The following is a 25,909-nucleotide window of genomic DNA, read 5'->3' as shown; positions in this document are numbered from 1 at the left end:
CCGGGATTCTACCCGTCAGTCCGCGCCTCGAGCCGGTTCTCGTCGCAGAACCGCGCGAGGTCGACGTCGTCGCTCAGCTCCTCGACGGAGTCGTACGGTCGGTCGACGACGATGTTGCCCGCCCGCTGCTTGCCGACGCCGGGCAGCATCCGCAGTTCGTCCATCGAGGCGCTGTTGACGTCCAGCGGGTAGGGGACACCCGACACCGACCGGAAGCCGTGGTCGGTCACGGCCACGTCGATGGTCCGCCCGAGTTCGCGCTCGCCCGGGATGCCGACCAGCAGGGCGTAGGTGCCGAGCTGTCGGCCGAACGTCTTGCCGTCCTGATGGTACTCGAGGTAGACGTTCGGCAGCACCGTCCCCGGCGGCGCGACCCGCTGCAGCATCGGGTTGTCGATCTCCTCGCGGACCTCCTGCTTGTACCGCTTGAACTGCTGCTTGTGGTCGCGGGCGATGTCGGCGCCGGTCTCGGCCATCTCGGTGCCCTCGAAGGCCATCACCTGCCGGATGTTGATCCGTCGGACCATCAGCCCCTCCTCGTAGACGTCCCGGAGGAACCGCTTGTTGTGCTCGAAGGTCTCCTCGCGCTCGCCCTTCAGTCCGTGGACGAGGTTGATGCCGGGCAGCAGCTTCGGCAGGCGGGTCGCGTTCGGGTCGACGGAGGGGCCCGAACCGGGCTCCTCGCCGGGGCGCCAGCCGCCCTCCTCGTTGACCACGCGGACCGCCTCCAGGCACTCCTCGGCGGTCACGAGCAGGTTGTTCTCCTCCTGGACGAGCGGGTCGGCCGACTCCAGGCCGAAGGCGGCGGTGTCGCCCGGCGTGTTGTGCTCGGCGATGATCCGGATGCCCTCTCGCGACCTCTCGGGGTACTCCGTGATCGTCACGGGGTTCATGTTGTCGAGGTGCAGCGTCCCGAGGTCCGGCACCGCCTCGCGGATGCCGCCGTAGAGCTCACGGAGCGCCTCGGGGTTCGGCGCCTCGCCGTCGCCACCGTAGGCGAGGATGTCGGCCTGCCGGCCCAGCCGGAAGTGGCGGGCCCCGTGGTCGGAGAGCCGGTCGACCTCCCCGACGACCGAGCGGGGCGTCCGGAACGCCGGGTCGCCGTACATCGGCTCCGTGCAGAACGAACAGCGGTACGGGCAGCCGCGCGAGGTCTCCATCTCGCAGATGAGGTAGTCCGGGTGGTCGGGGTGCTGTTCGATGACGAACGCGCCCTTCGAGGCCCAGCGGTCGAGCTCCGCGTTGTCCCGGTAGCGGTCCTCGAAGCCCTCCAGGCCGCCGTGGACCAGGTCGTAGACTGCGGCCTCGATGTCGGCGCCCGCCAGGAAGTCGTAGTCGAGGTTCTGCCGCTCGGTCTCGGTGCCGCCCTCGTTGGCCTCGCCGACGCCGAAGCGGACCGGTCCGCCCATCACCGAGACGCCATCGGCGTTCCAGGCGAGTTCCTTCACCTCGTCGGGCTCGGCGGGCGTCCCGCCGACGTACTTCCCCGGGACGGTCATCCCGCCGACGTAGACGAACAGGTCCGCGTCGACGACGTCGTGCCACTTCCCGCGGTCTTCGCGGAGCTCGTCGATAGTGTGGTAGGTGACCTGCTCCGTGGGGACGCCGGCGTCGACCGCGGCGCCGGCGGCGAACCTGGGGTACGTCGAGATGTAGGGCGGCACGCCGAAGTGCGCCGGCTCGTCGACGTACCCGTCGACGATGGTGAGTTCGAGGTCCGCCGGGTCCTTCATACTCGTCCCGTGGCGGTCGAGGAGTAAAACGGATGCGGATGGGCGGCGGCCGACGACCGACGGCGTCCGACCGGTCGGGTACCTCGCCCGCCTATCGCCGGGGAATTGATAACCGCGTCGGACGTACGTCCGACCATGCCAAAGACGCTCGAAGTCGTCTGCACGCGCGACGATTGCGACCTCGACATGTTCGAGCTCCACTACCGATACTCGATGTCCGACGGGACGGGCGTCGAGTCGTTCACCTGCCCGTACTGCCAGGAATCGGACGGACTGGAAGCGATCGACGCATGATCCGGAAGGTGGGGGAGTCCATCGGCCGGGTCGTCCTCGACGGCATCGGCCGGGCGGCCAGCCGCGTCCAGGAGCGGAAGCCGCTACCGGCGGACCTCCTGGAGAGCGACGACGCCTTCCTCGCGGTGTTCGACGCGCCCGGGACGACCGCCGGCGACGTCCAGGTGCGCTTCGAGGGCCACACCCTGATGGTGAACGTCGACCGGTTCCGGGAGTTCCACGACGGCTACGAGATGCGGTTCCCGGGGCGGGGGCTGACGCTCGACGGCGAGGTGACGCTGCCCGAGGACGTCGACGTCGACCCCGAGGCGGCGGACGCGACCATCCGCGACAACGGCACGCTGGAGGTGCTCATCCCCAAGGCCGGCGACGGCGCCGCGGCCCCCGAGGCCGCCGAGGAGGAGGAGACGACGACTGGTACGACCGGCAACGACCCCGAGGAAGCCTCGCCGACCTGAGCCGGCCGGTCAGTTCTCGTCGAGCGCCATCCCCTCGACGATCTCGAAGTCCTCGTCGTCGTCGAAGCGGTTGGGGTCGAAGGCGTCGATCCGCTCGCCGCCGAGCACCGCGTCCGCGAGCCGTTCGCCGATCGCCGGCGCGCGCATGAACCCGTGGCCCTGGAAGCCCGACGCGACGTAGAGGCCGGGCGTGCGCTCGCCGACGAGCGGGTCGCCGTCCGGCGTCGCCGTGCAGAGCCCAGCCCAGGAACGGTGCTCGGGGACAGCCTCGCCGACGGCGGCTTCGAGGTACTCCGCGCAGTTCTCGCGGAACCAGCCGTCGGCCGAGCGGTCCCAGTCGTCCGGGTCGTGCTCCTCCGGGACGGTGCCGTCGCCGACGAAGAGGCGGCCGTCGTCGGGTCGGAGGTAGTAGCCGCCGGTCGCGTCGTAGAGGATGGGCACCCGTTCGGCCAGCGGCGTCGCCGCCGACTGAAACGCCTGGACACGGTAGGCCTTCACCGGGATCGGATAGCCGGCGTCCGCGAGCAGCGGGGCAGTGTGAGCGCCGGCGGCGACGACGACCGCGTCGTACGCCTCGCCGTCGACGGTCGGTTCCGGACCCACCGCGACGCGCGCGCCCGTCCGGAGGTCCGCGCCCGCGCCCACCGCGAGTTGTGCGGTCTCGCGGGTGTAGGCCGCGGTGTCGGCGTAGCCGGCGTCGCGAGCGATGGCGGCGCGCTCGACGTCGTCGGTCCGGAGCGCCGGCCAGCGCTCCGAGAGTGCTTCGGGCTCGAGGAACGCCACGTCCCCGCCGCGCTCCTGCATCCGCGGGACGTGCTCGGCCATCGCGTCCGCGTTGCGATCGTCGCCCTCCCGCGCGAGCCAGACGTACGGGCGAGCGGTGAGCGCGTCGCGCTCCCGGAACGTCGCGAGCGCCTGCGCGGCGATCTCGCTGTCGAGTTGGCCGGCGAAGGCGTCGTAACAGATGCCCGCCGCGCGACCGCTCGACCCCGCGGCGATCTCGGCGTCGAACAGCGTCACGTCGGCACCGCTGCGGGCCAGTTCCAGCGCGACGGTCGACCCGACGACGCCCCCGCCGACCACGGCGACCGACGGCGACAGCGGCCCCGGGAGGGTGCGGGCCATCAGCGGAAGGCGTCCAGGCCGCGGGCGGGATACGCGACGACGCGGTCGATCCCTGCGTCCTCGAGTTCGGCGACGCGCTCGCCGACGGTCTCGACGTCGCCGGCGAGCGCGTAGTCGGTCGCCGCCCGCAGGAGGACCTCGCGGGCGCGGCCCGTCGCCCCGGCGTCGGTCGCGGCGCCATCGGGCAGGGCCGCCCGCACGGGCCCGCGGCGGGCGACGTAGCCGCCGACGGCGTCGAGCGTCTCGTCTGGGTCGTCGGTCAGGACGGTCGGCGCGTACAGCGCGACCTCGCCCTCGAAGCCGGCCGTCCGGAGCGCCCGGACATCTCTTCGCGTCCCCCGGGAGAGCAATTCGAACTGCGTGCCGCCGGCCGCGAGGGCGACGCGCTCGATGCCCTCGGTGCCGACCCAGGCGTCGGGCGCCGCCTCCCTGGCGGCCTGCAGCCGCGGTGCGATGGCGCGGCGCCGCTCGTCGTCGGTGAGGTAGGCGCCGTTGCCCGCGACGAGCACGCGCGTCGCCGACTCGGGGAGGGACTCCAGGAGGGAGTCGTCGCCGAGCGGGTCGAACCCGTCGCTCCGGACGGGCGTCGTGACGAGGAGGTCGTAGGCGTCGGCCAGCGCCTCGAACGTCGCCGCCTCGGGCAGGTGGTCGCGGCCCTCGTAGTCGACGACGACCGTCTCGACGTCGAGGTCTAGCGCCGCCTCGAGGTCGTGTTCGGCGGGTTTCAGGGCGACGGCGTCGATGCCGGCCCGCGCGAGCGTCGACTCCGTCAGCATGCTATCGGCCCCGCAGCGAGATCCGCGGCGGTACTCATTGACAGAGTCTCGGCGTTCGGACTGATAGGCGTATCGTTCGCTGCGAAGGTCGCCGGCTGCGGCGTTTCCCGATGTGGAGAAGGAACGTCGTAGACGTATGGGGCTATCAGGCGGTTCAAGCGTCCGCGAGCGAACGAAGTGAGCGAGCGGTTCTCGCTGGCGAGCGATGCGTGGCGCTCACTCCGTTCGCGCCACGGATGCGAACGGCGAGCGGAGCGAGCCGTGAGCAGCGAGCCAGCGTAGCGAGCGGCGACTAACGTCGCGCGACCGAAGGGAGCGCGACGGCTGGAGGCGCTCGCGCCTATTTACACCCATGTTTTTGCCGCGGAGGCGTGTCCGCCCCCGGCGGACCGCCGGAGCGTGCAAAAAGTGGGTGCGTTAGGCAAAGGCGAGGTCCTGCTCCGCCTCGAGCAGTTCGTGGTAGCGGTTCCGGATGGTGACCTCGGAGATGTCGGCGACCTCGCTGACGGCGGCCTGCGTGGTCTTCTCGTTGGTCAGCAGCGACGCGGCGTAGACGGCCGCGGCGGCGAGCCCGACGGGGGACTTCCCGGAGTGGACGCCCTGCTCCTTGGCGTTCTGGAGGAGCTTGCGGGCGCGGTTCTCGGCCTCCTCGCTGAGGCCGAGTTCGCTGGCGAACCGCGGGACGTAGCTCTCGGGGTCGGCGGGCTGGACCTCGAGGCCGAGTTCGCGGACCACGTAGCGGTAGGTGCGGGCGATCTCGCTCTTCTCGACGCGGGAGACGCCCGCGACCTCGTCGAGGCTGCGCGGGACGCCGGCCTGCCGGGCGGCGGCGTAGACGGAGGCCGTCGAGACGCCCTCGATGGAGCGGCCCGGCAAGAGGTTCTCGTCGAGGGCGCGGCGGTAGATGACCGACGCGGTCTCGCGGACGTTGTCCGGCAGGCCGAGCGCGGAGGCCATCCGGTCGATCTCGCCGAGGGCCTGCTTGAGGTTCCGCTCCTTGGAGTCGCGGGTCCGGAACCGCTCGTTCCACTTGCGGAGCCGCTGCATCTTCTGGCGCTGCCGCGACCCGAGGGAGTTGCCGTAGGCGTCCTGGTCGCGCCAGTCGATGTTCGTCGACAGCCCCTTGTCGTGCATCATGTTGGTCGTCGGGGCGCCGACGCGGGACTTCTCGTCCTTCTCGGCGCTGTCGAAGGCACGCCACTCGGGGCCGCGGTCGATCTCGTCCTCCTCGACGACGAGCCCGCAGTCTCGACAGACGGTCTCGCCGTGCTCGCTGTCGGCCGACAGTTTGCCGCCGCACTCGGGGCAGCCGGTCCGCTCGTCTCGTTCGGACTCCGTTTCGTCGGTCTCGTTCGTTCGCGTTCTGGTGTGCTCACTCATGCTACGAGGCGGGTGCTACCAGGTAGGGATACACCCCCGAAGAAACCCGGTCAGCGTATGCGCTATCGTATTATGGTCCGAAAGCTATTTAAATGCTTCGATAGTTTCGGCCGCCTCAGCGGGAATCGCCCGTTTTCAGGGGCGTCCACGGAGGGCCCGGAGTCGTTTATATACTCAGTCGCGGGCCGGCGAGTCGGGGTCCACGTCGCTGGACTCGTCGACCGCGGTGGTCAGCGAGACGTTGAGCAGCAGCGTCGAGGCGACGCCGCCGACGACCGTGACGACGTTCTTGACGGCGTGGTCGACGATGGCGGCCGCCAGCGCGACCGCCCAGCCGACCGGCGTCAGCGCGACGACGATGAGCGAGAAGGCGCCCTCGTACAGGCCGATGCCGCCCGGGGACAGCGGCAGCACCTTCGCGAGGTTGCCGACGCTGACCGCCAAGAACCCGACGGCGACCAGTTCCCCCGGCGCCAGCCCGACGTCGAAGGCCGCGAACACGACCAGCGCCGTCGCGACGTCGATGACCCAGATGAGGAGGCTGCTGGCGCCGACGACGGCGAAGGCCCGCCGGTCCTCGGCGACCGTCTGGACGTCGCCGGCGAACCGCTCGACGACGCCCGCGACGTAGTCGACGTAGGAGTCGTCGCTAATCCGCCCGAGCCACGCCCGCACGAGGTTGCGGTCCGAGCGGGCCGTCGCGACGATGACCGCGACCGCGGCGATGGCGGCCGCGCCGACGCCCGCCGCGACGTAGACCGCCGTCCGGCCGCTCTGCTCGCCCCGGCCGGACGCCTCCGCCGCGCCGATGGACGTCACGTCGACGCCCGCGAGCGCGAGCGCGATGAACGTCGCCCCGGCCAGCACCGTCAGGCTCAGCAGGTCGAAGACGCGCTCGATGGCCAGCGACGCGAAGCCCGACGGGTAGGGGATGTCCCGGCGGGCCTTCACGATGTAGGCCCGGACGGCGTCGCCTGCCCGCGCCGGGAAGACGAGGTTGCCCGTCTGGCTGATGAACACCGCTCCCGTCAGGAACCCGACGCGTTCGCGATAGCCCAGTTCGGCGAGGATGTCGCGGTAGCGCATCCCCCGCAGCGGCCACGACAGCAGGTAGACCACCGTCGCGACGCCGACCAGCACCGGGTCGGCCGCGCGCATCGCCTCGAGGACCGCCGAGGGGTCGAGGTAGACGGTCATCAGCGCGACGGCGACGAGGACCAGCAGCGTCCCGGCGGCCACCGTCACCCGGCGGTCGATCCGCGGTTGGACGCCCACCTGCCACCACAGCCGGAGGATCTGGCTGCCCATCCCGAAGACGTCCCGGACGAGGTCGACCTTGGTGTCACCCTTCGGCTCCCAGTCGACCGGGAACTCCTCGATGTCGTAGCCGGCCCGCTGGGCGCGGACCAGGACCTCCGTGTCCCAGAACCAGTGGTCGTCCTCGACCCCGTCGGTCAGCGCGAACAGCGCCGCCCGGTCGAAGGCCTTGAACCCGCACTGGTGGTCGCGCAGCCCCGTCCGGAGGAACAGCCGCACCAGGGAGTTGTACCCCCGCGAGGCGACGTCGCGCTCGAACGGCCGCGTCGCCACGTTGCCCGGCATCCACCGCGAGCCGGTGGCGACGTCGTATCCGTCCGTCCGGATGGCCTCGACCAGCTGCTCGAGGTGCCGCATGTCCGTCGCGAGGTCGGTGTCGAAGTACACGAGGACGTCGCCCTCGCTGGCCTCGAAAGCCCGCTCGAGGGCGCCGCCGCGGCCCAGCCGCTCGTCGCTGTGGAAGTGCCGCACCCGGTCGTCCGCGGCGGCCAGCCGCGAGGCGATCTCGGGCGTCTCGTCGTCGCAGCCGTCCTCGGCGACGATCACCTCGAAGCTCCCCGCCGGGAGGAAGTCGCCGAGCGTCTCGAGCGTCACCTCGACGGTGCGCTCGAGGGTTCCCGCCTCGTTGTAGGCGGGCAACACGACGCTCACCTCCCGGTCCGTCATGGGCCGACAGTCCGGCAGCGCCGGGTATCAACCTTCTGACTCGAGGGTGACGCGGCGGTCCGCGAGGGCCACACGGAGCTTTTTGCTCGCGCCGCCCCTCGATGCGAGCCATGAGCGAACCGGACGACACGGACGGAGACCGAGACGGCGCCCGGCTCGTCGACCCGGACGCCTCCGCCGCCGAGGAGCGCCGCCTCGTCGCGGGCTGGCAGGGCCGCTACTACGAGGACTTCCGCGTCGGCGACGTCTACAAGCACCCCTACGGCCGGACGGTCACCGAGACGGACAACGTCTGGCTGACGAACCTGACGATGAACGTCAACCCGATGCACTTCAACGAGGCCTACGCCGCCGAGACCGAGTTCGGCGAGCGCCTCGTCGACGGCCTGTTCGTCATCGCGCTCGCGGTGGGGATGAGCGTCGTCGACGTCTCGGCGAACGCCACCGCCAACCTGGGGTACGACCGGGTCCGCCACCACGCGCCGGTCTTCCACGGCGACACGATCTTCGCCGAGAGCGAGGTCCTCGAGAAGCGCGAGTCGGAGTCCCGTGACCACGTCGGCCTCGTGACGACCGAACTGCGGGCCTACAACCAAGACGACGAGCTCGTCCTCTCGCTGGAGCGGACGCCGATGGTGCTGAAGCGCGAGGCCGCCGAGCCCACGGCGGCGCGCCCCACCGGCTGGCCCGACGGCGTCGGCACGCAGCCGGGGGACGTCGAGGGCCGGGTCGTCGGCCGGCGACCCAGGGAGGACGGAGCGTGACCGTCGACGAGCGGTTCCACGGCGACCTGCCGTTCGAGACGGCCGAGGCGGCGGCCGAGCGCGTCCCGACGGGCGCCGTCGTGGCGACCAGCGGCTTCGGGAGCGTCGGCTACCCGAAGGCGGTGCCGGAGACAATAGCGGCAGCGGACGGCGAACGGGAGCTGACGGTCCTCACTGGTGGCAGCGTCGGCGAGGAGATCGACACTGCACTCGTCGAGTCGGGCGACATGGCCAGGCGGTTCCCCTACCTCGGGACGCCGGCGGTCCGGGAGGCCGCCAACGACGGCCGCGTCGCGTTCCACGACCGCCACGTCTCCCGGCTCGGCGACGAGGTGCAGTACGGCGGGCTCGCGGACGTCGACGTCGCGCTCGTCGAGGCCGTCGCGGTCGGCGAGGACTGGCTGATCCCCTCGCCCTCGATCGGGCAGTCGCCGGCGTTCGTCGCGGCGGCCGACGAGCTGATCGTCGAGGTGAACCGCCAGCAGCCGCTCGCGCTCCAGCGACTGCACGACGTCTACCGGCCCGGCGCGCCGCCGGACCGCGACCCCATCCCGCTGACCGAACCCGGCGGCCGCATCGGCGACGCGCGGATCGGGTTCGACGCCGGGAAGCTCGTCGCGGTCGTGGAGACGGACCGCCGCGACTCCACGTACGACTTCCGGGAACCCACCGACGTCGACCGCGCCATCGCCGCGAACTTCGGCGACTGGCTGGCCGGGGAGGTCGAGCGTAACCCGACGATGGCCGAGTCCGTCCGCCTGCAGTTCGGCGTCGGCGCCATCGGCAACGCGCTGATGGGCGCCCTCGGCGACGCCGACCTCGGCGACCGCGACCTCGTGTACTTCGGCGAGGTGTTCCAGGACGGCCTGCTCGACCTCGTCGACGACGGGACCCTCGCGTCGACGTCGGCGACGACGCTGGCGCTGACCCGCGACGGCCAGGACCGCCTCTTCGAAGACGTCGAGCGCTACGCCGACAGCGTCGTCCTCCGGCCGGTCGACGTGACCAACGCCGCCGAGCTCGTCGAGCGGTTCGGCGTCGTCGCCGTCAACAGCGCCCTCGAGGTGGACCTCTACGGACACGTCAACTCCACGCACGTCGACGGGACCCACGCCCTGAACGGCCTCGGCGGCAGCGGCGACTTCAACCGCGCCGGCCTCGTCACCGTCGTCGCGCTCCCGTCGACGGCCGGCGGCGGCGACCTCTCGCGAATCGTCCCGATGGTCCCGCACGTCGACCACACCGAACACGACGTCGACGCGGTGGTCACCGAGCACGGCGTCGCCGACCTCCGGGGGCTCGCCCCCCGGGAGCGCGCCGAGCGGATCGTCGAAGTCGCCCACCCCGAGTACCGGTCGGCACTCGCCGCCTACCGCGAGCGGGCCGACGAGTACGGCGGGCACGTCCCCCACGACCTCGAGACGGCCCTGGAGTGGCCTCGAGACCGCCAGCGAGAGTAACGCTATCGTGCGCCGTGGTATCTCTTCGCGCTCTGGCGGGCGAGATATCGGCCCCTACTTAGCCGCCTCCGCAGAACGCGGGACGACGGGCCACCGTTTCAGCCGACCGGCGTAGTTTAGTCGCGATCTACCGGTGGTCGACCCCGCTATCGGATAGGGTACGCGGGCGGTTAGGAGGGCCTTTGCCGCTCCGGCCGGAGGTGTACCATCTCCAACAGTTAAGCGGATCTGGCGAGAAGTCGTTCCCGTGAACGAGTACGTGGAGTGCCAGGAGTGCGGCTTCGTCGTCCTGTCGACCGGCGAGCGCACTCCGGAGCCGAAACGAGTCGACGGCTGCCCCAACTGCGGTTCGACGGAGTTCGACTTCCCGTCAGAGAGCCGTCCCGAGGCCAGCACCTCGAACCGGCGCCGGTCCGGGCTCGAATCGTGACTGTCTGACCGGACAGGACGGTCAGCGGAGGCCCGCGAGGACGAGGATGAACCCGAAGACGAGCCCGATTCCGACGAGCGCCACGCCGCCGATCCCGTAGAGTTCTGCCGCCGTGTACTCGAACTGTTCGCCGTAGCGGGTGATACCCGCGGAGATGAGGAGGGTGACGCCAGATCCGGTGAGGACCGTCGCGATGTCGAATCCGGCGGGGTTACCAATGTCGGGCATGCGTTCTGTCGTTCGACCTACAACAAGAAAGGAGTACTGCCGGGTGCCCTCGCGAGGCAGGAGTGCGGTGGGACAGAGAGGCGAGGCGTCGACTCCGAGAACGCCGTCGGAGGATACGTTTCTCGCCCCGTTCTAGAGGCCCTCGAGCGACCGGAGGCGCTGTTCGACCTCCGGGGGCGCCGCGCTCGGCCCGTCGCGGACCCGGTGGTCGGGGACGACCAGCGGCGCGGGGTTGTCCGCGAGGGCCGTCCGGACGAGCTGATGGGCCTCGTCGTCGTCGACGTCCAGCTTCGGCGTCATGCCCGCGAGCTTCTTCACCGACACCTGTTCGCCGTAGGGGACCTCCCGGACCGCCTCGAGGACCCGCCGCTGGTCGGTCGGCATCGTCATCGCGACGTCGACGTCGGCGAAGTCGTCCTCCTCGCCCTCCAGGTACGCCTGGACGCGGTCGAGCAGCGGCAGCTCCCCGCCGGCGTCGTCGTCCGGCGACTCGGGGAAGGAGACGGAGATGACGCGTCCGCCGGCCGTCCCGACCTGTACGTACCGCTCGAGGTACCCCGATTCGCGCGCGTAGATGCCGGCCGCCGCGTCGGTGCTCATGGAACCCCTGTCGAGGGTGACCGGCTTGAAGCTTGAGGCTAGTCCCGGACCTGCACCCGGGTGACGTGGCCGCCGCAGCCGCACTGCTCGACATACTCGTAGTCGACGCCCTCGTCGAACGCCGCCTCGAGTTCGTCGAAGAGGTACGTCTCCGGGTGGCCGTGGTCGCCGTGGGTGACGAGGTTGACGTGGTGGCCCGCGGCGGTGTGCTCGACGGCGTCGACGGCCTGCTCGAGGAGGAACTCGCGGTCGGCGGCGTGCTCCGGCTTCTCGAGGTTCGCCGACCAGGAGTTGTCGTGGATTCGGTCGGTCACCGGGTCGGGCTCGTCGTGGCCGTGACTCGTGCTCATACGCGAGGAGAGGCGCCCGACGGGGAAGAAGGACGTCCCGAACACGTTCGGGACGGTGCGGCCCGGCCGCTCACTGGTAGTTCGGGTCGCTCTCGAGGTCCTGGACCTCGATGGAGATGCGGCTGTCCCGCCAGACGACCACGATGGCGTCGTGGGTGGCGAACTCGATCTTGACCGTATCGGAGTCCCGGTCCGACCGGAACAGCGTGTCGAGGGCGTCGGGGTCGATGTTGTCGTAGAGGACGCACTCGTCCTGGGAGACGTCGCGACCCTTCGCCTCGGAGAGCGCAGAGATGAGCGCAGAACTGAGGTCCTCGTCGTCTTCCGGCGCGTAGACGGTCGGAACGATCTGAGCCATGATAGACATATATTCATATCTCTACCATATGATTTCTAGCCACCTGGAGACGATTACAGTCTGTTTTGTTTGTAATTAGCCCCCAGTCGCGGCTGTGAGGCAGTTCCCGTCGTGCGATTTCGCCCGTGAATAAACTCCCGGAGCGATCGGCGGCGCTCGCGCTCCCGTCTGGACGATCAGTCACTGACCGGGGAACGCCTCGCTACCTATCCAGCTGCCAAATCCAGGCAAGCAGCCAGCAGCGGCGACGGACAGCCTGCTACGTTATATCCCCCCGGTCGATAGAGGACGCAATGACGGGCGACGACGACCGGACGGACGAGCGCGTCGAGCTGTTGCTCATCGAACCGAACCCGGGCGACACCCGGCTCTTCACGGAGTCCTTCCGCGACGGGAAGTTGGCGAACGCTCTCCACACGGTCCCGGACGGCGAGACGGCGCTGGACTTCCTCCACCAGCGGGGCGCCTACTCCGAGGAGTCGCGGCCCGACCTGGTACTGCTGGAGCCGCGGTTGCCCGGCAAGAGCGGGATGGACGTCCTCTCGGAGCTCCGCGGCGAGCCGGCGCTCGCGGACGTCCCGGTCGTCGTCCTCACGAGTTCCGGGATCGGCGAGGAGATCGTCCGCTCCCACGGCCTGGACGCCGACCACTACCTCCAGAAGCCCGTCGAGCCCGACGACTTCATCGAGTTCGTCCGGTCGGTCGAGGACTTCTGGCTCGCGATCGTGCAGCGAAAGCCGGCCAGCGACTGACTGCTGGGCCCGAGACGCCTCGGAGACCCGTTCTCCCGATCGCTCAGAAGTACCGCTCGGCGATCTTCTCGCCGGTGCGCGCCGCCAGCGCCTGCCCGGTGTTCGTCGGGTTGGGTCCGCCGATGCCGTTGGCCAGCGCCGAGTGGTCGGCGACGAACAGCCGGTCGACCTCGTAGGCCTCGCAGGCGGTGTCGACGACCTTCCCCATTGCCATCGTCGAGTGGATGTGCAGCGCCGTCGGCGGGGAGTCCGAGCGGTGGACGTGGTCGGCGCCGGCCTTCCGGAGGACGTCGGTGGCGATCTCGGCGAGGCGGTCGCGTCGCCGGACGTCGCCCTCGCTCGGGACGTAGTTGACCTGCGGGATCGGGCCGTGCTCGTCGGTGACCCCGGGCGCGACGGAGACGCCGTTGCGCTGGTGCGGCCGGTCGTCCGTGACCACGAGGATCGGCAGCGCCTGGCGGTATCGCGAGAGGAACCGCTTGAGCTCGGTCCCGGCGAGCCGACCCTGGGTGTCCCACGGCGCGTCGGAGACGTCGTTGCTGAAGGTGAACCCGGAGGCAGAGGCGCCGAACCCCAGGATGGCGGCGATGCCCGGGTACGAGCCCGTCGTCTGGAGCATCCCCACGCCGGGGTAGTCGAACCGCGCCGCGATGGTCTGGCCCTCGTGGGGGTCGACGGCCGGCTTGCCGACGCGCTCCTCGAGGGCCTCGTCCTCCCAGAACCCCATCACGTTGTCCCCGAAGTGGATGGTCATCCCCTTGCCGACCCACTCGTTGGCGGGGAGCCCCGAGTTCAGCCAGAGCCGCGGCGTCTCGATGGCGCCGGCCGCGAGGACGACCGCGTCGGCCGAGACGCGCTCGGTGTCGCCGGACCAGGTGTCGCGGAACTCGACGCCCGTCGCCTCCGGGTCGCCGCCGAGCGACCGGTCGACCAGGACGTCGGTGACGAAGGCGTTCGGCCGGACGGTGACGTTGCCCGTCTCCAGGGCCGCCGGGACGACGCCGACGGCGGAAGTGCGCTTGGCCTTCTCCTCGTAGGGGGCGCCCCGCGGGTGGGGATTGCCGGCGATCTCGGTGGTCACCATCGTGTGGCCCTCGACGGGGTCGACGGCGTCGGGGTCCGCCGGATGTCGGAAGTTCCCGTCGTAGTCCTCGTCGACGTGGATGTCGGGGTCCGGCCCCCGGATCGCGTTCGGCTGGGGGCGGTAGCCCACCTCGTCGACGTTCAGCCCGTCGATAAGCGTCGCCGACTCGCCGCCGAGCAGGTCCGGGTCGACGTCCTCGGCGCCCCGGAAGAACAGCTCCTCCTTCGCGGAGACGGGCGCCGGCTGGACCTCCAGCAGGTCCTCCAGCTCCCGGTAGTACGGCACGAGGTCCTCGTAGGCGAACGAGTCGGGCCAGTGCGGTTGCTCGTCGATGGCGGCCGGATAGGCGCGGGGGTGGTTGCCGGTGTAGACGAGCGTCGTCCCGCCGACGCCGGCGGCCTGCAGGGTCGCCCCGGAGCCGGGGAACTTCCGGAACCAGAGGCCGCGGTCGTGCTCGGCCGGCCCCCACAGCAGCTTCAGGACCATCTCCAGCTCCCGGGTCGTGAACTGCTCGTCGAGCAGCTCGCCGGAGAGGTCCTCGACGCTGTCGGTGGTCTCGCCGCCGGGCTTCTCGTTGGGCTTCGGCCACTGCTCGTTGCCGTAGAAGGGGCCGGCCTCCAGGACCAGGACGTCGAGGCCGGCCTGGCCGAGCTTCCACGCGGCGACCGGGCCGTCGCCGCCGGCGCCCACCACGACGACGTCGTACTCGTGGGTCCTCATCGGTCACCCCCGAGGGTGGTGCCGGCGCCGCCGGCGCCGAAGAACTCCTCGGCGGCCCGTTCGAGCAACCCCTCGTCGCTTCTCTCGCGGGCCTCCTCGAGCGCCGCCTCGGGTCGTCTGATCTCCGCGGTCGACTCCTGGCCGAGGAAGCCGCCGGCCGGCTCGCCGCCCGTCTCGAACGGCTCCTCGTAGCCGTCGGTGTCGTAGTCGTCCTCGGTGAACTCGCCCGGCCTGCGGTAGAGCTTCCGCGGCGGTCCGCGGCGGCCGGGGATGGTCTTCCAGACGGGGCCGTCGCCGAGCGACGACTGCGGCCCACCCCAGTAGCCCCGGAAGGCGACGGCGCCGTCGAGGACGCCGGGAAAGTCGGTCTGCGCCCAGCTCTGGAGGTCCTCGCCGTCGAACTCGCGCTCGCTCGGCGGCGCCGAGATGTCCTCGTAGCCCTCCCACTCGCTGTAGTAGACGACCTGGGTGAACGCGACGACCAGCTGCGGGACGAGCCCCGCCGTCCCCTCCAGGACCGGCCCCGGCAGGTCGGCGGTGTCGACCTCCTTCTCGTCCAGCATCGCGAGCGCCCGGAGGCGGTCCCGCCGCTCGAGGGACGCGAAGGGGCCGCCGCCCTCGAACCGCGTCGGGTCCGGCACCGACTCGTTGTTCGCGCGTGCGAGGAGTTCGACCGCCGCGACGTCGCAGACCTTCGCGACGAGCTCGGCGAGCCGGAGGTTCAGCTCGCGGCGCTGCTCGGCGCCGAAGCTCGGCGAGAGCGTCACCTCGGCGTCGGTGGGAGCCCCGTCGGGCGCCTCGACCGACAGGTCGGAGGCTATCGACGCTTCCAGTTCCGGGGCGTCCCACATCGAGAACATCGTGTTGACGAACTTGATCAGGTAGGCGTCGAGGCCCACCTCGAGCCCGCCGGGGCCGTGCTCCTCGCCGAGTTCCTCGGCCACCTCGGGCGTCTCCGGGATGACGGCGTCCACGATGGCCCGGTAGGTCGCGCGGGTGGTCGGGTCCGACTCCGCGGCCAGCCGTGCGGCCGCCTCGGCCGACGGGAACGCGGCGAGGGCGCCGGCGCCCGCGACCCCCCGGAGGAGCGTTCGTCTGTCGATTCCAAACCCGTCCATGATTGTCAGCCTGTAGCAGTGTCGCCCAATAGGTCTTGCAGTGGCTGTCTCCGGCTATTTATTAGCCAGGAGCGAGGGTTTCGACCAGGAGCCACGCTGGCGGCAGTCCGGTGAACAGACCACTGGGTGAATGTTCTGGGAGTTCTCGCCGTCGACCGACGAGAGTCCGCGACGATCCCTCGCCGCAACGGGGCGACCGAGACGCAACCCTTATGTCCAGAAGAGTTCGTTAGTGTACAGTAATGGACACCAGTAACGAGCTGGCGCCGGCCGTCCGCTCCATCCTGGCGGCGGCCGAGGAACGGGGCGGGGGCGACGAACGGCTCTCCGTCGAGCCGCGGTCGCTGCCCGCCGCGCTGGCCGAGGCGGAGGCCGACGGCCGCGCGCCGCTCATCGCCGAGGTGAAGCCCACGAGCCCGACGACCGACGGCGAGCGGCGCGAGGACCCGGTGGAACTGGCCGAGGCGATGGTCGAGGGCGGCGCCGCGGCGCTGTCGGTGCTCACGGAGCCGGAGCACTTCGGCGGGTCCCCCGAGACGCTGCGGCGGGTCCGCGAGGCCGTCGACGTGCCGGTCCTCCGGAAGGACTTCGTGCTGGACGAATCGCAACTGGACGTCGTCGAGGCGGACGTGGTCCTGCTCATCGTCCGGTTCGTCGACGACCTGGAGGGGCTGCTCGCGGCGGCCCGCGACCGCGGCTTCCAGGTGCTCGTCGAGGCCCACACCCCCGCAGAGGTCGAGGCGGCCCTCGACGCCGGCGCCGAGATAATCGGCGTCAACAACCGCGATCTGACGCAACTGGAGGTCGACCTCGGGACGTTCGAGGACGTCGCGGCGACGGTTCCGGCAGACGACCGCGAGAGCGTCACCCTGATAGCGGAAAGCGGCATAGCCACCCGGGAGGACGTCTCGCGGATGCGCGCCGACGGCGCCGACGGCCTGCTCGTCGGGTCGGCGATCATGGACGGACCGGTCCGCGAGAACACGGAGCGACTCACCAATGTCACAGAGTAAATTCGGCGACTACGGCGGCCAGTACGTGCCCGAGGCGCTGATGCCCGCCATCGAGGAGCTGACGGACGCCTACGAGCGGTACGTACTCGAGAACGAGGACGGGTTCATGGACGAGTTCCGCGAGCGGCTCCGGGACTTCGGCGGGCGCCCGACGCCGCTGCAGCGGGCCGACCAGCTCTCGGAGCGCTACGACCGCGAGGTCTACCTGAAGCGCGAGGACCTCGTCCACGGCGGCGCCCACAAGCTCAACAACGCGCTCGGGCAGGTGCTGCTCGCGCGGTACATGGGCAAGGAGCGCATCATCGCCGAGACCGGCGCCGGCCAGCACGGCACCGCGACCGCGATGGCCGCCGCCCACCTCGACGTGCCCTGCGAGGTCTACATGGGCCGCCGCGACATCAACCGCCAGCGCCCCAACGTCTTCCGGATGCGCATCAACGGCGCCGAGGTCAACCCCGTCGACATCGGCCGCGGCACGCTGAAGGAGGCCATCAGCGAGACGATGCGCGACTGGGCGACGACCGTCGAGACGACCCACTACGTCATCGGCAGCGTCGTCGGCCCGGCCCCGTTCCCCGCGATGGTCCGGGACTTCCAGTCGGTCATCTCCGAGGAGGCCCGCCGGCAGTGCGAGGAGAAGTTCGGCGACCTGCCGGGCGCCGTCCTCGCCTGCGCCGGCGGCGGCTCGAACACGATGGGTGCGTTCGCGAATTTCTTAGACGACGAGGAGGTGGACCTCTACGCCGTCGAGGCCGGCGGCTCCTCCCTCGAGGTCGACGAGGAGGAGGGCATCGCGCCGCACTCGGCGTCGCTGTCCACCGGCGACGAGGGCGTCCTGCACGGCGCGCGGACGAAGCTCCTGCAGGACAGCCACGGCCAGATCATGGAGTCCCACAGCGTCTCCTCGGGGCTGGACTACTCCGGCGTCGGCCCCGAACTCGCCTACCTCGTCGACGAGGGGCGCGTCACGCCCGTCAACGTCGACGACGACGCGGCCCTGGAGGCGTTCCACCGCCTCTCCCAGGACGAGGGCATCATCCCCGCCCTGGAGACCGCCCACGCCTTCGGCTTCCTGGAGAAGGTCGCCGGGCCTGACGCCGACGGCGGCGTCGAGCTGCCCGGGACGGTGGTCGTGAACGTCTCCGGCCGCGGCGACAAGGACCTCGAGTCGGTCATCGAGGAGACCGACCAGCGGCAACTCGACAACGCACCGACGATGGAGGTGTTCGACGGATGAGCGGCGAGGACGACCAGCGGGAGTCCTCGGAGAACGCAAGCGGGGCGGAGCGACCCGCGAGCCTCGAGGACGCCTTCGACGAGCCGGCGTTCGTCCCCTACCTCGCCGCGGGTGACCCGGACTTCGAGTCGTCCCTCGAGTACGTCGAGGCGCTGGCCCGCGGCGGCGCCGACGTCATCGAGCTCGGCCTCCCGTTCTCCGAGCCCATCGCCGAGGGCCCGACCATCCAGCAGGCCGTCGTCCGGTCGCTGGAGGGCGGCATGACCCCCGAGCGGTTCTTCGAGTTCGTCGAGGCGCTCGACGTCGACGTGCCGCTGGTCTGCATGACCTACTACAACCTCATCTACCAGTTCGGCGAGGACGGCGACCCGCCGGTGCGACCCTTCGTCGAGCGCGCCGCCGAGGTCGGCATCGAGGGATTCGTCGTCCCGGACCTCCCCGCCGAGGAGGCCGACCTGCTACGCGAGGCCTGCGACGAGCACGGCCTCGACCTCGTATTCATCGTCGCGCCGACGACGACGGGCGAGCGCCTAGACCGCATCATGAGCCAGGTCACCGGCTACGTCTACGTCCAGGCGCGGCTGGGCGTCACGGGCGCGCGCTCGGACGTCTCCGACCAGACCACCGAGAGCCTCGCCCGCCTGGAGGCCTACGACGTGCCGAAGGCGGTCGGCTTCGGCATCTCCTCCGGCGAGCAGGCCGCCGACGTCGTCGCGGCGGGCGCCGACGGCGTCATCGTCGGCTCCGCGCTGGTCGACGTCGTCGCCGATGGTCACGAGGAGGGCCGACCGGTCGAGGAGACCGCCGACCGGCTCGAATCGCTCGCCCGGGAGCTGAAGGAGGGGGCCCTCGCCGGCGCGCAACGTCGGCCGCGACCGGAAGGAACATGACCGCACCTGCCACACCATCACGTAACATGAGCACAGGGATCGCCGCACGACTGAAACGCGTCGGGACGGACGACCGCTACGTCGTCGTCCCGATGGATCACGGGATCACCCTCGGGCCGGTGACGGGCCTGAAGGACATCGAGTCGACCATCGACGCCGTCACCCGCGGGGGCGCCGACGCCGTGCTGACCCAGAAGGGCGTCGCCGACCGCGTCCACGGCAACCTCAACGGCGCCGGCTACATCACCCACCTCAACGGCTCGACGGTCATCGGGCCGGACTCCAACGACAAGCGGACCACCGGCACCGTGAAATCGGCCATCCGGGCCGGCGCCGACGCCGTCTCCTTCCACATCAACGTCGGCTCGAAGTACGAGCGCGAGCAGATCGAGGAACTCGCCGCCGTCGCCGACGAGGCCGCCGAGTACGGGATGCCCGTCCTGGCGATGACGTACGCCCGCGGCCCCGACGTCGAGGGCGACGACCCCCAGGCGCTCGGCCACGCCGTCCGGCTGGGCGAGGAGCTCGGCGCCGACCTCATCAAGACCGGCTACAGCGGCGACGCGGAGAGTTTCGAGCACGTCTGCGAGTCGACGAGCCTGCCGGTGCTCATCGCCGGCGGCTCGCCGGCCGGCGACCTCGCGGCCCTGGAGGACGTCCGCGGGGCGATGGACGCCGGCGGTGCCGGCGTCTCGATGGGCCGGACAATCTTCCAGCACGACGACCCCGAGAAGATGGCCCGGGCGGTCTCGCTGGTCGTCCACGACGACGTCGGCGCGGCGGACGCCCTGGAGCGCGCCGGCCTCGCCGTCGAAGCGTAGGTTCCCGTCGCGTTTTCTGCGCTCGCGAGGTAGAATCGATCCGCCGCTTCTGGACGCGTGAGCGGCGTGACTGACCGAAATCCCTTCTGGGACGGAGAACCCGTCAGTCGGCTTCCTGGGCGCCGACGGAGAGGTACTCGTCCAGCAGGTCGTCGCGCTCCTGGAGGTCGTCGACCGACCCCTCCCAGACGTTCGACCCCTTGTCGATGATGTAGGCCCGCTCGCCGAGGTCGAGGGCGAACTCGACGTTCTGCTCCGTCATCAGGACGGTGACGTCCCGCTCGACGACGTCCCCCAGCACCTCCCGGAGGTCCTCGACGATGACCGGCGCGAGCCCCTCGGTCGGCTCGTCGAGCAACAGCAGGTCGGGGTTCTGGACCAGCGCCCTCGCCACCGAGAGCATCTGCTGTTCGCCGCCGGAGAGGTTCTGTCCCCGGTTCTTCCGCAGGTCGTCCAGCACCGGGAAGATGTCGAACATCTCCTCGACCGCCCGGGGGTCGGCGGCGAGGTCGTGGGCGAGCTGGATGTTCTCCATGACCGTCAGCGTCGGAAAGACCCGGCGCTCCTCGGGGACGAGCTTGACGCCGCGTCTGCTGATCGACTCGACGGACGCCCCGCTGATGTCCTCCCCCCGGTACTCGATGCTGCCCTCCCGTCGCGGCACCGTCCCGGTGATCGTCCGGAGCGTCGTCGTCTTCCCGGCGCCGTTCCGCCCCAGGAGCGTCACGACCTCGTTCTCCTGAATCGACATCGCGAGGTCGAACAGGACGTGGCTGTTGCCGTAGTAGGCGTTCACGTCCGAGAGTTCGAGGACGCTCACGCCTCCTCACCCCGGCCGGTCTCCGCCCCGTCGTTCGCCGCGGCGCCGTCCGAGTCGTCGATTCCCAGGTACGCCTTCCGGACGCGCTCGTCGGCCATCACCTCGTCGGGCGTCCCCTGGGCGATGAGTTCGCCGTTGTCGAGGACGAGGATGCGGTCCGAGATGCCGAGGACGACGTCCATGTCGTGTTCGGTCAGGACGAAGGTGGTGTCGGTCGTCTCGTCGAGGCTCCGGACGAGTTCGACCATCCGCTCGGTCTCGGTCGGGTTCATCCCCGCGGTGGGCTCGTCGAGGAGGACGACCGACGGGTCGGTCCCCAGCGCGACGGCGATCTCGACCTTCCGGACGTCGCCGTGCGAGAGGTTCTCGCACTGCTCGTGGGCGACCTCCTCGAGGTTCGTCAACTCGAGGATCTCGTGGGCCCGTTCGGTCAGTTCCGTGTCGTCCCTGGCCAGCGAGCGGATGTCGAGCGTCCGTCCCTCCCGGCTGATGCGGGCGATCCGCACGTTGTCTACGACCGAGAGTCCCTCGAAGACGTTGTTGATCTGGAACGCCCGGGAGAGCCCCAGCCGGTTGATCTCGTGGGGCGGTTTCCCGGTCACGTCCACGAGTTCGTCGCCGTCCCGCGGGCGGATCCGGACCGTCCCCTCCGTCGGCTCGTACTGGCCGGCCAACAGGTTGTAGAAGCTGGTCTTGCCGGCGCCGTTCGGGCCGATGATGCTCGTGATGTCGTCGGAGTCGATCGTGACGCTCACGTCGTCGACGGCGACGAGTCGACCGAACTTCTTGGTGAGGCCCTCCGTCTCCAGGACGTCCGTCATGCCTCGGCACCCCCGAACAGGCCGGTCGGCCGCCAGACGAGTACGACGATCATCGCCAGGAACGGGAACAGGTCGCCGGCGCCCGCCACGCCGCTGCCGAGCGCGATCAGCAACCCGATGATCATCGCGCCGACGAACGCGCCGAAGAAGGAGCCGAGGCCGCCGATGACGACGACGACGAACGCCTCGACGATCACCGAGTTGCCGAGAGAGGGCGAGACGGACTGCAGCGGCGCCGCGAGCGCCCCGCCGAGACCCGCCAGCGCCGCCCCGACCACGAACACGCCCGTGTACAGCTTCGGGACGTTGATGCCGAGCAGCCGGGCCATCTCGCGGTCGCTGGAGGTCGCCCGGACGATGCGCCCGACGTTCGTGTACCGGAGCACCGCGAGGATGGCGCCCAGCACGAGCAGCGCCATCAGGATGACGAACGCGCGGTAGGTCGGGATGGAGAGGCCCGCTCCCAGCGGGATGGACCCGGTCAGGGCGTCCGGCGCGCTGATCAGCCGGGCCTGCGAGCCGAAGATGGCCCGGACGGCGTCCGTGATGATCAGCACGAACGCGAAGGTCAACAGCAGCTGGTCGAGGACCTCCTCCTCGCGGCCGTAGAGCCGCCGGATGAAGACGGCCTCGAGGACGCCGCCGACGATGGCGACGACGAAGATCGCGGCGACGATCCCGAGCAGGAAGCTCCCGACGGTGCTCTCGACGGCCACGATGGCCACGTAGGCGCCGAGCATGTAGAGGACGCCGTGGGTGAAGTTGAGGACGTCGAGCACCCCGAAGATCAGGCTGAGGCCGACCGCGACCAGGAACAGCCGGCTCCCGATGCTGATCCCGGTGATGATCTGCTCGAAGACCAGAGAGTGTGTCGACATAACAAACCACATTGTCAGAAATAGATTAAACCTTTCGCCCAGGAGGCAGATTTCTGCCCCTGTCGCGGATATTCGCCGTCAATCCTAGATGTCATTATTTTGGGTTGTTTGTATATCAACCCGCATAATTATATCAAAGAGGGCCCAAGGTCTCGGGAGTCCATGTTAGACAAGGACACGGATGGTTCGGGAACGGGAACGAGTGGACGAACACCGAGGGTCCGCAGGCGGCGCTTCCTGACCGCCGCCGGCGCGGGTGCGACCGCGGCGTTCGCCGGGTGCATCGGCGGCAACGACGACGAGGGGCCGATCACGATCGGCGGCGTCTACCTGCTGTCGGGACTGGCAGAGCAGCTGGGGGCGTCCTCCCGTGCGGCCGCGGAGGTCGCTATCAACGAGATCAACGACGACGGCGGCATCCTCGACCGCGACGTGGAGAGCTTCTTCCGCGACCACGGCGACGACCCGCAGTCGCAGATCCGGAGCCTGGTCCAGGAGGAGAACGCCGACGTCATGATGGGGCTGACCTCCTCAGGCGAGGCGCTGAACTCCGGGCCGGTCATCGAGCAACTGGGCGTGCCGTTCACGCTCACCGACATCGGGACGCCGTTCCTCACGGAGCCGGACGTCGACACCTACGGCGACTACTACGCCGACGAGGGGACGGCCGCGGTCGTGCCGAACCTCTTCCGGACGAACCCGAACACGTCCACCAACACCTACGCCATCGCGAAGTGGATCGACGACAACTACGGCTCCGCCCGCATCGCCAACCTGGGGCCGGACTACGCCTACGGCCAGCAGTGCTGGGATTACTTCCAGGCGTACTCCGACGGACTCGGCGCCGGTCACGAGTACGTCGGGTCGGCGTTCCCGGAGCTGGGCGCCAGCGACATGACGCCGCAGATCAACCAGGTGATGAACGCCGACCCCGACCTCCTGTTCACGAGCTTCTGGGGCGCCGACGTCGTCACCTTCGTCCAGCAGGCCAACGAGCAGGGGCTGTTCGACCAGGTCGACGACGTCTTCGACACCATCGGCGCCGACCCCAACGGGTTCGCGGCCCTCGGCGACAACATGCCCGAGGGGCTGCACTACTCCGGGTGGTACTGGCCCTCGGCGTTCGACAACGAGGAGAACACGGCGTTCCTCGAGGCCTACGCCGACGAGTACGAGGGCTCCGACGTCATCCCGTACCCGTCCTTCACCGGCGGCAGTTCGTACTCCGCCGTGTACATCTACAAGGAGGCGATGGAGGCGGCGGGCAGCACCGACCCCGACGACGTCGTCTCCGAGATGGAGGGCATGGAGCACACCGGCCCGCACGGGACCTTCACGCTCGACGAGGACAGCCACCAGGCGACCACGGAGACAGTCATCGGCGAGACGTCGATGGACGCGGACGTCCCGTACGACGGCGTCGGGCTGACCAACACGGAGACGTACTCGATCGACCGGAGCACGGCCGAGGACCTGCTCTCCGGCACCGACCTGCCCCCGGGCGTCTGAACCGTCGATGAGCCTGAGCATCCGCAGACGGCTGTTGACCGACGAGGACCCGAAGACGCTGCTGGCAGTGGCGACGCTGGTCCTGTTGCTGATGCCGCTGGTGTTCCGGTTGCTCTTCGCGGGGCACCTCTCTGGGTACCACCTATCGCTGCTCAACGAGACACTGATCTTCGCCATCTTCGCGACCGCGTTCAACCTGCTGTACGGGTACACCGGGTTGCTGTCGTTCGGTCACGCCATGTTCATCGCCGTCGCCGGCTACGGGGCCGCGAAGGTGTTCACCGTGATCGGACCGAACCTCGACTTCCTCGGCGGCGTCGCGCCGCTCGGAACGTGGGCGCTCGCCCTCGTGATCGGGGTCGTCGTCGCCGGCGTCTTCGCCGTGTTCATCGGCTACCTCGCCGTCCGACTCGAGGAGATCTACTTCGCGCTCATCACGCTGTCGTTCAGCATGGCGATCTACTCGCTCGCGAACCAGGACGTCCCCGGGCAGATCATGGGAGCGCTGGGAATCGGCGACGGGAACTTCACGAACCAGTCCGACGGGCTGACGTTCATCCCCGGCGAGGTGTCGCTTCTGGGCTTCGAGTTCCCGCTCGTGGACCTCACGAACCCGGTGGCGTACTACCTCCTGACGGTGTTCGTGTTCGTCGCCAGCATCTACGCGCTCTGGCGGATCGTCCAGTCCCCGTTCGGGATGGTCTGTAAGGCGATCCGGGAGAACCCCGAGCGCGCCCGCGCCGTCGGCGTCGACGTCTCCTACCACCGCTGGATGACGTTCATCCTCTCGGGGCTGTTCTCGGGGCTGGCGGGGGCGATGCTCGTCGTCCTCCAGGGGAACGTCAACCCCCAGACCCACGCCTACTGGACGGCCTCGGCGGCGCCGGTCATCATGACCGTCATCGGCGGACCGCTGTCGTTCATCGGTCCGGTCGCCGGCGCGTTCAGCTACGAGTACCTCCGCTGGGGAATCAGCCGGTTCCCCCCTGCTGGAGGAGTACTGGGAGTTCTCCTTCGGGGTCCTCATCCTGATCGTGGTGCTGTTCTTCGACAACGGCGTCGCGGGCGGCATCGATCGGGCTCGGGAGCGACTCCTCGAGGACGACGAGGACGCTCCCTGAGATCCCCATCCGTTCCATCCGTTCGGTCTGCGGCGTAAAGGACTCTCTGCGCCGTTTCTCATCGTGAGCCCGCGACCATATTGAAGAGGACGCGGCGGGTGCCGTCCGTATGAACGTATCAGAGGCGTCGGCGGTCTGCGCCGACGTCGTCGACGCGGTCGAGGAGTCGGTCGTCGCCGACCGGCGCGTCCTCGAGACCGTGCTCACCGGCGTCCTCTCGCGGGGCCACGTCCTCCTGGAGGACGTCCCCGGGACGGGGAAGACGCTGACCGCACAGAGCTTCGCGACCGCGCTGGGGCTGTCCTTCAACCGCATCCAGTTCACGCCGGACCTGCTGCCCGGCGACATCACCGGCTCGCACGTCTACCGCGAGGAGGCCGGCGAGTTCGAGTTCGCCGAGGGGCCGGTGTTCGCGAACGTGGTGCTGGCCGACGAGATCAACCGGGCGCCGCCGAAGACCCAGGCCGCGCTGCTCGAGGCGATGTCGGAGGGGCAGGTCTCCGCCGACGGGACGACCTACGACCTGCCGGAGCCGTTCTTCGTCATCGCGACGCAGAACCCCGTCGAGCAGGAGGGGACCTTCGCGCTGCCGGAGGCCCAGCGCGACCGCTTCATCCTGAAGACCGAACTCGGCTACCCGGACTTCGAGGGCGCACGGACCATCCTCGACCGCCGGGCCGACCGGACCGCGCGGACGCCGGAGCCCCGGACCGTCGTCGAGGGCGACGACGTGCCCGCCCTCCAGGCGGTCCCGGAGACCGTCCGCGTCGACGACCAGATCCGCGACTACGTCGTCGAGCTCGGCCACGCCACCCGCGAGGACGACCGCGTCGACGTCGGCGTCTCGCCGCGCGGCGTCCAGCGGCTGTTCGAGGCGTCCCGGGCCCGCGCCGTCGTCGCGGGCCGCGACTACGTCGTCCCCGACGACGTGAAGGCGGTCGTCCGCCAGGCGTTCACCCACCGGCTCGTGCTCACCTCGGAGGCGACCGTCCGGGACGTCTCCCGCGAAGCGGTTGTCGCGGCCGTCCTCGACCGCGTCGAGGTGCCGGCGGTCGCGACCGCCGGGAACTGACGCCGACGCGTACGGCGGCTGTCCAGCGGTCGTTCCAGCCGAAAACGAGCCCTTCTCACGACGCTGCACCGCGGAGCGGAGCTGCCGTCGGTCGGCGACGGCGACCGAGCGTCG

Annotated in this window: 27 protein-coding genes; 13 read left to right on the top strand and 14 right to left on the bottom strand. The window is 70.1% G+C overall.

Annotated elements, in window-relative coordinates; genetic code table 11:
• Positions 1-8: 8 nt before the first annotated feature.
• Positions 9-1,733, bottom strand: a complete 1,725-nt coding sequence (locus tag HWV07_RS13760; protein WP_178334858.1) for a radical SAM protein — start codon at positions 1,731-1,733, stop codon at positions 9-11.
• A 135-nt stretch (positions 1,734-1,868) separates the two neighbouring features.
• Here HWV07_RS13760 and HWV07_RS13755 point away from each other — a divergent pair, with 135 nt between their 5' ends.
• Together HWV07_RS13755 and HWV07_RS13750 are read left to right on the top strand one after the other, a co-directional pair.
• Positions 1,869-2,027, top strand: coding sequence for a DUF7559 family protein (locus HWV07_RS13755; RefSeq protein WP_178334857.1), 159 nt, complete (start codon positions 1,869-1,871; stop codon positions 2,025-2,027).
• Positions 2,024-2,485, top strand: a complete 462-nt coding sequence (locus tag HWV07_RS13750) for an Hsp20/alpha crystallin family protein (RefSeq protein WP_178334856.1) — start codon at positions 2,024-2,026, stop codon at positions 2,483-2,485. The genes HWV07_RS13755 and HWV07_RS13750 overlap by 4 nt, the downstream gene beginning before the upstream one ends.
• A 9-nt stretch (positions 2,486-2,494) precedes the next feature.
• On the opposite strand, the gene HWV07_RS13745 is transcribed toward HWV07_RS13750, so the two are convergent.
• The 4 genes from HWV07_RS13745 to HWV07_RS13730 form a co-directional block, all read right to left on the bottom strand.
• A complete protein-coding gene (locus HWV07_RS13745) occupies positions 2,495-3,610 on the bottom strand; it encodes an NAD(P)/FAD-dependent oxidoreductase (protein WP_178334855.1) in 1,116 nt (371 codons plus the stop codon).
• A complete protein-coding gene (locus tag HWV07_RS13740) occupies positions 3,610-4,386 on the bottom strand; it encodes a DUF7388 family protein (protein ID WP_178334854.1) in 777 nt (258 codons plus the stop codon). Before HWV07_RS13740 ends, HWV07_RS13745 begins: the two co-directional genes overlap by 1 nt.
• A gap of 417 nt (positions 4,387-4,803) precedes the next feature.
• Entirely contained in the window at positions 4,804-5,766 is a 963-nt protein-coding gene (locus tag HWV07_RS13735; protein WP_178334853.1) for a transcription initiation factor IIB, read from the bottom strand.
• Positions 5,767-5,940: 174 nt separating this feature from the next.
• Positions 5,941-7,749, bottom strand: coding sequence for a flippase-like domain-containing protein (locus HWV07_RS13730; RefSeq protein WP_178334852.1), 1,809 nt, complete (start codon positions 7,747-7,749; stop codon positions 5,941-5,943).
• A 110-nt stretch (positions 7,750-7,859) separates the two neighbouring features.
• Here HWV07_RS13730 and HWV07_RS13725 point away from each other — a divergent pair, with 110 nt between their 5' ends.
• The 3 genes from HWV07_RS13725 (at position 7,860) to HWV07_RS13715 (ending at position 10,403) form a co-directional block, all read left to right on the top strand.
• Positions 7,860-8,513 (top strand): MaoC family dehydratase, encoded by a 654-nt coding sequence (locus HWV07_RS13725; RefSeq protein ID WP_178334851.1) that lies wholly within the window; start codon positions 7,860-7,862, stop codon positions 8,511-8,513.
• The gene (scpC, locus tag HWV07_RS13720; protein WP_178334850.1) at positions 8,510-9,973 is read left to right on the top strand and encodes a succinyl-CoA:acetate CoA-transferase ScpC; all 1,464 of its coding nucleotides are present in this window, start codon (positions 8,510-8,512) and stop codon (positions 9,971-9,973) included. The genes HWV07_RS13725 and scpC overlap by 4 nt, the downstream gene beginning before the upstream one ends.
• Before the next feature lie 247 nt (positions 9,974-10,220).
• Positions 10,221-10,403, top strand: coding sequence for a hypothetical protein (locus HWV07_RS13715; protein ID WP_178334849.1), 183 nt, complete (start codon positions 10,221-10,223; stop codon positions 10,401-10,403).
• Positions 10,404-10,424: 21 nt separating this feature from the next.
• On the opposite strand, the gene HWV07_RS13710 is transcribed toward HWV07_RS13715, so the two are convergent.
• From HWV07_RS13710 to HWV07_RS13695, 4 genes are all read right to left on the bottom strand, one after another.
• Positions 10,425-10,631, bottom strand: a complete 207-nt coding sequence (locus tag HWV07_RS13710) for a hypothetical protein (RefSeq protein ID WP_178334848.1) — start codon at positions 10,629-10,631, stop codon at positions 10,425-10,427.
• Positions 10,632-10,763: 132 nt separating this feature from the next.
• A complete protein-coding gene (locus HWV07_RS13705) occupies positions 10,764-11,231 on the bottom strand; it encodes an MGMT family protein (RefSeq protein WP_178334847.1) in 468 nt (155 codons plus the stop codon).
• A gap of 38 nt (positions 11,232-11,269) precedes the next feature.
• Positions 11,270-11,581 (bottom strand): CGCGG family putative rSAM-modified RiPP protein, encoded by a 312-nt coding sequence (locus HWV07_RS13700; protein WP_178334846.1) that lies wholly within the window; start codon positions 11,579-11,581, stop codon positions 11,270-11,272.
• A gap of 70 nt (positions 11,582-11,651) precedes the next feature.
• Positions 11,652-11,939, bottom strand: a complete 288-nt coding sequence (locus tag HWV07_RS13695) for a HalOD1 output domain-containing protein (RefSeq protein WP_178334845.1) — start codon at positions 11,937-11,939, stop codon at positions 11,652-11,654.
• A 293-nt stretch (positions 11,940-12,232) separates the two neighbouring features.
• On the opposite strand from HWV07_RS13695, the gene HWV07_RS13690 reads away from it, so the two are divergent.
• Positions 12,233-12,691, top strand: a complete 459-nt coding sequence (locus HWV07_RS13690) for a response regulator (protein ID WP_178334844.1) — start codon at positions 12,233-12,235, stop codon at positions 12,689-12,691.
• A 43-nt stretch (positions 12,692-12,734) separates the two neighbouring features.
• On the opposite strand, the gene HWV07_RS13685 is transcribed toward HWV07_RS13690, so the two are convergent.
• A complete protein-coding gene (locus HWV07_RS13685) occupies positions 12,735-14,495 on the bottom strand; it encodes a GMC family oxidoreductase N-terminal domain-containing protein (RefSeq protein ID WP_178334843.1) in 1,761 nt (586 codons plus the stop codon).
• Positions 14,492-15,613 carry a hypothetical protein gene (locus HWV07_RS13680; RefSeq protein ID WP_178334842.1) on the bottom strand — a complete coding sequence of 374 codons (1,122 nt, stop codon included), beginning with the start codon at positions 15,611-15,613 and terminating at the stop codon, positions 14,492-14,494. The genes HWV07_RS13685 and HWV07_RS13680 overlap by 4 nt, the downstream gene beginning before the upstream one ends.
• Positions 15,614-15,855: 242 nt before the next feature.
• Here HWV07_RS13680 and trpC point away from each other — a divergent pair, with 242 nt between their 5' ends.
• The 4 genes from trpC to HWV07_RS13660 are packed head-to-tail and all read left to right on the top strand — an operon-like array spanning position 15,856 to position 19,574.
• Positions 15,856-16,626 (top strand): indole-3-glycerol phosphate synthase, encoded by a 771-nt coding sequence (gene trpC, locus HWV07_RS13675; protein ID WP_178334841.1) that lies wholly within the window; start codon positions 15,856-15,858, stop codon positions 16,624-16,626.
• A complete protein-coding gene (gene trpB / locus HWV07_RS13670; protein WP_178334840.1) occupies positions 16,613-17,863 on the top strand; it encodes a tryptophan synthase subunit beta in 1,251 nt (416 codons plus the stop codon). Before trpC ends, trpB begins: the two co-directional genes overlap by 14 nt.
• Positions 17,860-18,753 carry a tryptophan synthase subunit alpha gene (trpA, locus tag HWV07_RS13665; RefSeq protein ID WP_178334839.1) on the top strand — a complete coding sequence of 298 codons (894 nt, stop codon included), beginning with the start codon at positions 17,860-17,862 and terminating at the stop codon, positions 18,751-18,753. Before trpB ends, trpA begins: the two co-directional genes overlap by 4 nt.
• Before the next feature lie 26 nt (positions 18,754-18,779).
• Positions 18,780-19,574, top strand: a complete 795-nt coding sequence (locus HWV07_RS13660) for a 2-amino-3,7-dideoxy-D-threo-hept-6-ulosonate synthase (protein ID WP_178334838.1) — start codon at positions 18,780-18,782, stop codon at positions 19,572-19,574.
• A gap of 103 nt (positions 19,575-19,677) precedes the next feature.
• On the opposite strand, the gene HWV07_RS13655 is transcribed toward HWV07_RS13660, so the two are convergent.
• From HWV07_RS13655 to HWV07_RS13645, 3 genes are read right to left on the bottom strand one after another with little or no spacing between them, the layout of a single operon-like run.
• Positions 19,678-20,394, bottom strand: a complete 717-nt coding sequence (locus HWV07_RS13655; RefSeq protein ID WP_178334837.1) for an ABC transporter ATP-binding protein — start codon at positions 20,392-20,394, stop codon at positions 19,678-19,680.
• On the bottom strand, positions 20,391-21,215 hold the full coding sequence (locus HWV07_RS13650; protein WP_178334836.1) for an ABC transporter ATP-binding protein: 825 nt from the start codon (positions 21,213-21,215) through the stop codon (positions 20,391-20,393). The genes HWV07_RS13655 and HWV07_RS13650 overlap by 4 nt, the downstream gene beginning before the upstream one ends.
• Complete coding sequence (locus HWV07_RS13645; protein WP_211694138.1) at positions 21,212-22,093, bottom strand: branched-chain amino acid ABC transporter permease; 882 nt, start codon at positions 22,091-22,093, stop codon at positions 21,212-21,214. The genes HWV07_RS13650 and HWV07_RS13645 overlap by 4 nt, the downstream gene beginning before the upstream one ends.
• A gap of 162 nt (positions 22,094-22,255) precedes the next feature.
• Between HWV07_RS13645 and HWV07_RS13640 the strand changes: the two genes are divergently transcribed.
• From HWV07_RS13640 to HWV07_RS13630, 3 genes are all read left to right on the top strand, one after another.
• Positions 22,256-23,602, top strand: a complete 1,347-nt coding sequence (locus HWV07_RS13640; protein WP_178334834.1) for an ABC transporter substrate-binding protein — start codon at positions 22,256-22,258, stop codon at positions 23,600-23,602.
• 7 nt (positions 23,603-23,609) lie between these two features.
• Positions 23,610-24,761 carry a branched-chain amino acid ABC transporter permease gene (locus HWV07_RS13635; protein WP_178334833.1) on the top strand — a complete coding sequence of 384 codons (1,152 nt, stop codon included), beginning with the start codon at positions 23,610-23,612 and terminating at the stop codon, positions 24,759-24,761.
• Positions 24,762-24,832: 71 nt separating this feature from the next.
• Positions 24,833-25,795, top strand: a complete 963-nt coding sequence (locus tag HWV07_RS13630; RefSeq protein ID WP_178334832.1) for an AAA family ATPase — start codon at positions 24,833-24,835, stop codon at positions 25,793-25,795.
• Positions 25,796-25,909: the final 114 nt, after the last annotated feature.

Origin of the sequence: Natronomonas salina, assembly GCF_013391105.1 — an archaeon.
In the GTDB taxonomy this organism is placed as follows: Archaea; Halobacteriota; Halobacteria; order Halobacteriales; family Haloarculaceae; genus Natronomonas; species Natronomonas salina.
The sequence above is the reverse complement of the archived record's forward strand: the minus strand, read 5'-3'. Positions and strand labels throughout refer to the sequence as shown.

What these genes read in the sequence shown, in the direction of transcription:
- HWV07_RS13690 (WP_178334844.1), top strand. Translation starts at nt 12,233, where the DNA reads ATGACGGGCGACGACGACCGGACGGACGAGCGCGTCGAGCTGTTGCTC.
- HWV07_RS13630 (WP_178334832.1), top strand. Translation starts at nt 24,833, where the DNA reads ATGAACGTATCAGAGGCGTCGGCGGTCTGCGCCGACGTCGTCGACGCG.
- HWV07_RS13735 (WP_178334853.1), bottom strand. Translation starts at nt 5,766, where the DNA reads ATGAGTGAGCACACCAGAACGCGAACGAACGAGACCGACGAAACGGAG.
- HWV07_RS13725 (WP_178334851.1), top strand. Translation starts at nt 7,860, where the DNA reads ATGAGCGAACCGGACGACACGGACGGAGACCGAGACGGCGCCCGGCTC.
- HWV07_RS13700 (WP_178334846.1), bottom strand. Translation starts at nt 11,581, where the DNA reads ATGAGCACGAGTCACGGCCACGACGAGCCCGACCCGGTGACCGACCGA.
- HWV07_RS13660 (WP_178334838.1), top strand. Translation starts at nt 18,780, where the DNA reads ATGAGCACAGGGATCGCCGCACGACTGAAACGCGTCGGGACGGACGAC.
- HWV07_RS13750 (WP_178334856.1), top strand. Translation starts at nt 2,024, where the DNA reads ATGATCCGGAAGGTGGGGGAGTCCATCGGCCGGGTCGTCCTCGACGGC.
- HWV07_RS13730 (WP_178334852.1), bottom strand. Translation starts at nt 7,749, where the DNA reads ATGACGGACCGGGAGGTGAGCGTCGTGTTGCCCGCCTACAACGAGGCG.
- HWV07_RS13755 (WP_178334857.1), top strand. Translation starts at nt 1,869, where the DNA reads ATGCCAAAGACGCTCGAAGTCGTCTGCACGCGCGACGATTGCGACCTC.
- trpC (WP_178334841.1), top strand. Translation starts at nt 15,856, where the DNA reads ATGGACACCAGTAACGAGCTGGCGCCGGCCGTCCGCTCCATCCTGGCG.
- HWV07_RS13695 (WP_178334845.1), bottom strand. Translation starts at nt 11,939, where the DNA reads ATGGCTCAGATCGTTCCGACCGTCTACGCGCCGGAAGACGACGAGGAC.
- HWV07_RS13635 (WP_178334833.1), top strand. Translation starts at nt 23,610, where the DNA reads ATGAGCCTGAGCATCCGCAGACGGCTGTTGACCGACGAGGACCCGAAG.
- trpA (WP_178334839.1), top strand. Translation starts at nt 17,860, where the DNA reads ATGAGCGGCGAGGACGACCAGCGGGAGTCCTCGGAGAACGCAAGCGGG.
- HWV07_RS13650 (WP_178334836.1), bottom strand. Translation starts at nt 21,215, where the DNA reads ATGACGGACGTCCTGGAGACGGAGGGCCTCACCAAGAAGTTCGGTCGA.
- HWV07_RS13640 (WP_178334834.1), top strand. Translation starts at nt 22,256, where the DNA reads ATGTTAGACAAGGACACGGATGGTTCGGGAACGGGAACGAGTGGACGA.
- HWV07_RS13760 (WP_178334858.1), bottom strand. Translation starts at nt 1,733, where the DNA reads ATGAAGGACCCGGCGGACCTCGAACTCACCATCGTCGACGGGTACGTC.
- HWV07_RS13680 (WP_178334842.1), bottom strand. Translation starts at nt 15,613, where the DNA reads ATGGACGGGTTTGGAATCGACAGACGAACGCTCCTCCGGGGGGTCGCG.
- HWV07_RS13740 (WP_178334854.1), bottom strand. Translation starts at nt 4,386, where the DNA reads ATGCTGACGGAGTCGACGCTCGCGCGGGCCGGCATCGACGCCGTCGCC.
- HWV07_RS13710 (WP_178334848.1), bottom strand. Translation starts at nt 10,631, where the DNA reads ATGCCCGACATTGGTAACCCCGCCGGATTCGACATCGCGACGGTCCTC.
- HWV07_RS13645 (WP_211694138.1), bottom strand. Translation starts at nt 22,093, where the DNA reads ATGTCGACACACTCTCTGGTCTTCGAGCAGATCATCACCGGGATCAGC.
- HWV07_RS13745 (WP_178334855.1), bottom strand. Translation starts at nt 3,610, where the DNA reads ATGGCCCGCACCCTCCCGGGGCCGCTGTCGCCGTCGGTCGCCGTGGTC.
- trpB (WP_178334840.1), top strand. Translation starts at nt 16,613, where the DNA reads ATGTCACAGAGTAAATTCGGCGACTACGGCGGCCAGTACGTGCCCGAG.
- HWV07_RS13685 (WP_178334843.1), bottom strand. Translation starts at nt 14,495, where the DNA reads ATGAGGACCCACGAGTACGACGTCGTCGTGGTGGGCGCCGGCGGCGAC.
- HWV07_RS13705 (WP_178334847.1), bottom strand. Translation starts at nt 11,231, where the DNA reads ATGAGCACCGACGCGGCGGCCGGCATCTACGCGCGCGAATCGGGGTAC.